5 protein-coding genes and 1 tRNA gene are annotated in these 6,000 nt (G+C 71.0%); 1 reads left to right on the top strand and 5 read right to left on the bottom strand.

Annotated features, from left to right (window positions below):
• The 5 genes from GPY60_RS22495 to GPY60_RS22475 all read right to left on the bottom strand — a co-directional run.
• Positions 1-1,039, bottom strand: a 1,039-nt coding sequence (locus tag GPY60_RS22495) for a DUF7159 family protein (RefSeq protein WP_444850865.1), incomplete at its 3' end; no start/stop codon positions are given.
• A gap of 118 nt (positions 1,040-1,157) precedes the next feature.
• On the bottom strand, positions 1,158-2,324 hold the full coding sequence (locus GPY60_RS22490; RefSeq protein WP_370462796.1) for a DUF7159 family protein: 1,167 nt from the start codon (positions 2,322-2,324) through the stop codon (positions 1,158-1,160).
• Between the two features lie 117 nt (positions 2,325-2,441).
• On the bottom strand, positions 2,442-4,298 hold the full coding sequence (locus GPY60_RS22485; protein ID WP_370462797.1) for a DUF7159 family protein: 1,857 nt from the start codon (positions 4,296-4,298) through the stop codon (positions 2,442-2,444).
• Positions 4,299-4,413: 115 nt separating this feature from the next.
• A complete protein-coding gene (dcd, locus tag GPY60_RS22480; RefSeq protein WP_156689902.1) occupies positions 4,414-4,986 on the bottom strand; it encodes a dCTP deaminase in 573 nt (190 codons plus the stop codon).
• Between the two features lie 28 nt (positions 4,987-5,014).
• Positions 5,015-5,650 (bottom strand): hypothetical protein, encoded by a 636-nt coding sequence (locus tag GPY60_RS22475; protein WP_156689901.1) that lies wholly within the window; start codon positions 5,648-5,650, stop codon positions 5,015-5,017.
• Positions 5,651-5,913: 263 nt separating this feature from the next.
• On the opposite strand from GPY60_RS22475, the gene GPY60_RS22470 reads away from it, so the two are divergent.
• Positions 5,914-5,987 (top strand) — tRNA-Gly (locus tag GPY60_RS22470).
• The last annotated feature ends 13 nt before the right edge of the window (positions 5,988-6,000 follow it).

The raw sequence follows: 6,000 nt of genomic DNA, 5'->3' as shown, positions 1-6,000 counted from the left end.
GCGTGGGCGCCACGACGTGCTGGTCGGGATTGGGCTGCACCGACGCCGTCGGCCGGATGGCGACCGCCAGCGAGACGACCAGCGCCACGACGCCGGTGACGAAGAGCGCCGAGACCCCGGCCCCCACCAGGCGGAAAGACGAGCGCTCCCGGTGATCTGTGCCGACGAGGGCGGTAGCGCCGGTCGGCTCGCCGAGGAACGGCTCGTCGAGGTCATCGGGGACCGCGCTGTAGGCCAGGCCGTCCTTGGCCAGGGTGCCCGGGCTGTCGAAGTAGCCGGGCGCCGCCACCGCGAGCGGCGGCACAGCGCCGGTGCCGGGGTCCTGCGCGTAGGCCAGGGCCGCCGTGGATGACGCGAACAGCGGAGAGTTGGCCGACGCCAGCGCGGCTCCGCCGGCGAGCGCCGTCTCGGGCTCCTCGGGCGCCGCGAGCGGAAGCGTGGTGGCCGCTTCGAGGGCCGGCTTGATCAGGGGGAGGTCGATGCCGGAGCCGACGACGAACACGGCGTCGGGCCGAGTCTGAAGCGCCTCGGCGCCCGAGACCATCGAGGTGAGCTGTGCCACCGCCGCCTCGTCGTCGTCGGGCAGCGGCTGCTGAACGATGTCGGTGACCGATCCGTCCGCACTGTCGACCACCGCGAGCGTCGCGGTGTCGGGTTCGATGTACAGCAGTGCCGTGCGGGCGTAATTGGTTTGGTGGCCAACCGACTGGGCGAGTGCGGCCGCGGCCAGGAAGGCCGAGACAAGCATCACATTCTCGACCTTGTGCTGCGCCAGGGCATCTCGCAGTGCGGCGGCCTCGATGGGGTCGGTGAAGGTCACTCCGGTCGCGGCGAGCTGGTAGCCGCCCTCCACCGCGCCCTCGCGCGTGCCGAGGATCGCGGAGACGACCTGGTCGGCCGCGCTTATGGTCGCTGCGTCGTCGTCGGCGTGGACGTCGAAGTTGTCCTCATCGACGGTGGCGCCGTCCCCGTTCTGGCCCTCCACCAGCACCATTCGGACGGCCGTCGGCGCCATCGACACGCCAAGTACGGTGTCCAATGCTCCTCCAAAGTCGTTTGCCACTCTTAAAAGATCAAGACTCGCGATCGCGCGATCCCCCGATGGAAGCGTTACCGAGTCAACACGTGGTGTTCCCCTAGGCGTTGATTTTACGCGGTCATGGCCCGAATATGCCGTGCTCCAGATGCCGGCGAAGCCAATCGTCGGCGCCGTGATCGTCGTCATCCCTGGGGTGCGACGGCAGCCATTGGCGCGGCGGATTGACGTTCGGGCCGGGCGCCGGGGCCCCAGGGGCCGGGGCCGCCGGCGCCTGCGGCGGCACCGATTCCGGGGCCGGCGGCGGCGCGGCCGGCGCCTCGTTCGCCGGCGGCAGCTGGGTCGCGGGGGCGACGACGTTCTGGCTGACATCCGGGCGTTGGTCGGCGTGCGGACGGATTCCCATGGCGAGCGCGACCGCGAGCGCGAGGACGCCGCCGACGAAGACGACCGTCGCACTGACTATGGCCAGCAACGGCTTTCGGCTGCGCCTTTCCTCCGGCTCCGCGAGGGATCCGGGGTCGACGGCGGGTTCGGCATCCGCTTCGGCGCTGTAGGCGAGTTGGCGCCCGGTTACCGGGTCCTCCGCCGGCGGCAAGGCCACCGTGCTCGGAGCGCCGAGTCGGGCGTTCGCCGACGCCAGCGCGGCGCCTCGCGCCAACGCCGTGTCGGGCTCCTCGGGCACGATGACCGACAACGACGTGGCCGCGTCCAGGGCCGGCTTGATCTGCGCGATGTCCACCTCCGACCCGACCAGAAACAGCCCGTCAGGTCGCGCCCTCGTCGCCTCCACACCCCGTACCGCGGCAACCAGCTCGTCGAGCCCGGCGTCGTCGCCGCGCGGGAGGCTCCGCTGTCGGATCTGGGCGACGGAGCCGTCGGCTGAGTCGACGACGGCCAGCGCCGCGGTGCTCGGCTCGACGAACAGCAGCGCGGTTCGCGCGCCCCGGGTTGCGCTGCCGACCGCCTGGGCCAGGGTCGCGGCTGCGGTGAAGGCCGAGACGAACGTCACATTCTGGAAGTTGTGCGCCGCCAGCACGTTTCGCAGGGCGGCCGCCTTGGCCGGGTCGGTCCAGGTCACACCGGTGGACGCGAGCGTGTACCCGCCTTGCGCCGCGCTCTGCAGGGTCCCGGCGATGGCCGCGGCAACCTGGTCGGCGGCGGCCAGAGCGTCACCGCTGACGCGAAAGGTGTCCTGGTCGAGGGTTACTCCGCCCGCGGCCTCCCCCTCGACGAGCACCATGTGCACCGTCTCGGGAGCTATCGACACACCAAGTACGACGTCCACGGCCCTCCAGTCCCTGTCTCCCGCGCCAACGAAACGGCTACGCTGCCACGGCCTTTCGGTCTACCCGCCGCGGCCACGCCCTAATCCGAAGCCTGGCTCGCGAACGGGACTGGGCCATCAGTGGTGGCCGCCGCCACCGTGGCCGCCACCGAAGCCGCCACCGCCACCGCCGAAGCCGCCGCCACCGCCACCGAAGCCGCCGTGTCCGCCGCCGCCGAAGGGACCGCCGCCAATCGGGCCGCCGCCGAACGGACCGCCAGCGTGCCCGCCGCCGAACGGACCGCCGATCGGCCCCCCGCCGATCGGACCGCCGCCGCCGATCGGACCGCCGCCGAACGGACCGCCAATCGGACCGCCGCCACCGGGTCCGGTGCCGGGAATGTGGATGGGCCCACCGCCGGGGCCGCCCGGCTCGCCGCCCGGGAGGTGAATGGGGCCTCCACCCGGGCCGCCGGGTCCAGCGCCGGGGATCGGCACGGGACCGGCGCCCGGGATCGAGACGTGGCTTCCACCCTCGCTGCCGGGACCGGCACCGGGGATCGGCAGATGTCCGCCGCCGGGGCCACCGAACTGGGGCGGGGTCACCGGCTCCGGGATCCGCAGCGGTGGCTGCGGCACCACGGGCTGCGGGGGCGCCAACCGGGGCGCCTGGATGACCGGCGGATTGAACACCGGGTTGGGAAGCGGCAGGCGGGGTGCCAGGACGGGTGGCGCGATCACCGGCGCCAGCGGCGGGACCACGACGGGAACGGGCACTATCGGCGCCGCCGGCGCGGGAAGCGCGGGAGCCGCCGGGAGCGGGGCCGCCGGAAGCGGGGCCGCCGGAACCGGGGCAGCCGGGATCGGCGCGGCGATCGCCGGGCTGATGGGCCGGGGCGCCGCCACGGGCTCGGGCATGTTGATCTTCTGTGCCGGCGCGGACGCTTCGATCGGCGCCTGTTGCGTCGGCACGATGAGGTTCTGCGCGGGTGTGGGTCGCAACGCGACCGTCCCCGTCGTGCGGATGCCGATGGCCAGCGCGATCTCGAGCGCCAGCACGGCGCTGATCCCGACGACGGCCAACCCGCTGCCGAGCAGCAGCATGGGCCTGCGGCGCGGCTCGCTCTCGTCGGGGAGGAACAGCTTCTCGATGACGACGGTCTGGGCGTTCGCGTCGTCGTCCGGAACGGCGCTGTAGGCGAGTTCGTCGTCGCCGATCGGTCCGCCGGTGATGCTGAGGTACTCCGGCATGACGTACTCGTCGAGGGCGCCGGTGCCCGGGTCCTGCGCGTATGCCAGCGCGGCGGTCGACGACGCGAACAGCGGCGCGTTCGCCGCCGCCAGCGCGGCGCCGCGGGCCAGCGCCGTCTCCGGCTCCTCCGGGGCGCTCACGTGAAATCGGGTCGTCGACTCCAGGCCGGGCTTCAGCGGCGCGATGTCGACGCCCGAACCCACCAGGAACAGCCCGTTCGGCGCCGTGGGTAGGTCGTTCAGGCGGGCGACCAGCCCGGCGAGCTGCGAGGTGGCCTCGTCGTACGAATCGGCGTAGATCGGTCGCTGGTAGACGTCGGTGATGGAGCCGTCGGAGGTCTCGACGACGGCGAGCGTCGCGGTGTCGGGCTCGACGAACAGCACGGCAGTGCGCTCGTAACCGATTGCGCCGCCGACGCTTTGGGCCAGTGCCGTCGCGGCCAGGAACGCCGAGACCAGCATGACGTTCTCGATCTTGTGAGTGGCCAACGCGTCACGCAGGGCGGCGGCCTCCAGCTGGTCGGTCCACGTGACCCCGATGGACGACAATTCGAGGCCGGCGTCGGCCGCGCCCTCGCGGGTGCCGAGGATGGCCGCGATCACCTGATCGGGCGCGGCGTTGGTCGCGGGGTCGTCGGCGGCGGCGACGTCGAACTCGTCCTCTTCCACGGTGGCGCCGTCGGCGTGTTCGCCTTCGAGCACCACCATCTGGATGGACGCCGGTGCCATCGACACCCCGAGCACGATATCCAAATCAACCCCTCCAAAGGTGTTGCGATCCAAGCCATGGTCGGGCGGAGGAGAAACCACGGACCGTTTAATGATCCCTCAGAACGAGGGTGCGGGGGGACCCTAGAAGCTAGGTAGATCTTATGAAGTTCTGGTACGAGCGCGACGGCGTCGGCCCCCGCTGGCCCTGGTACTTGGACCCGACGTGCGAACTGCCGTAGGGATGTTCGGCCGGGCTGGTCAGCCGCAGGATGCACAGCTGGCCGATCTTCATGCCCGGCCACAGGGTGATCGGCAGGTTCGCGACGTTGGACAGCTCGAGCGTGATGTGCCCGCTGAAGCCGGGGTCGATGAAGCCCGCGGTCGAGTGGGTCAGCAGGCCCAGCCGCCCCAGCGACGACTTGCCTTCCAGGCGCCCGGCGAGGTCCTCGGGGAGGCTGAACAGCTCCAGCGTCGAACCGAGCACGAACTCGCCCGGGTGCAGCACGAAGGGTTCCCCCTTGGCGGGCTCGACGAGGCTGGTGAGCTCGTCCTGCTGCTGGGCGGGGTCGATGTGCGTGTAGCGCGTGTTGTTGAAGACCCGGAACATGCAGTCGAGGCGGACGTCGATGCTGGACGGCTGCACCAGGGAGTCGTCGAACGGCTCGATGCCCAGCCGGCCGGTGGTGATTTCAGCCCTGAGGTCGCGGTCGGAGAGCAGCACGCGAAGAGCCTAGCCGCCGGATGGGCCCTCAGCGGAGATAGACCTCGTCGCCCGTGGGGTAGCCGCCACCGTATGTCGTGACGTGGACGTGGTCGTAGTGGCCCATCCCCATGGGCCGGGCGCCGTGCGGCGTGTAGTAGACGCCCCGCCAGATCGCGTCCTGCATCGCGAACCGATCCGCGTTCTGCAGCACGAACGCCACGATCGCGTCGCCCAGCGCGATGCCTTCAGTGCTGGTCGGGTTGGGGATCATGACGTCGATCGCCAGGCCGCGGGGATGCCAGGGCAGCGGATCCGGTCGTACACCGCCCATCTCGTGGATCTGCGGGAAGGTCGCGCTGATGGCCCGGGACGCCAGGATGGTCTTCACTTGCAGACCCCGCTCCGGCGCGCGCCCGACGGGCAGGAACCGGTCACTCACCCGCAGCCTCGATGCGCGGACCAGTTCGGTTCGGGCCACGCCGGCACCCGCGTGCGCGGACGGGCCGGCGGCGACGATCTCGAAGTGCGGTGCGGCCTCGGCAACCGGCGCGGCCTCCTGGTGGCTCGCGGCGCCCGGGTGGAAATCGCCGGCCGTCGCGAAGAAGACGGCGGCCGGGGCGAGGATCGCCGCGAGGGCTATCGACGGCTTGCGCCGCTTTCTCGGTAATGCGTGCCGACCCACGCGAGCAGATTACGGCACAATAACGAAAGAATAAATGTGGTGATTGTAAGAACGCGTTCCCGAACATTCTTTTGGAGCGTCTAGCAGCGGCGATGGGATACTCGGCGCGCTGCGGAAATGCTTGCGGGATGGATTTCGGCATGCTGCCGAGAGCGTTCGTCGGGGTCAGGCGCGGCTATGTTCGGCGATCCGTAGGCGACAGAGACGGCTCGGCAAGCCCACCTCGCGCCGGGCCCGGGATGCTAGCCTTCTCAGTCGACAGCGCCGATGTAGTTCAATGGCAGAACATCAGCTTCCCAAGCTGAATACGCGGGTTCGATTCCCGTCATCGGCTCCACGTTTAGCAGCGC

Origin of the sequence: Mycobacterium sp. Marseille-P9652 (genome assembly GCF_902652685.1) — a bacterium.
Lineage (GTDB): Bacteria > Actinomycetota > Actinomycetes > Mycobacteriales > Mycobacteriaceae > Mycobacterium.
The sequence above is the reverse complement of the archived record's forward strand: the minus strand, read 5'-3'. Positions and strand labels throughout refer to the sequence as shown.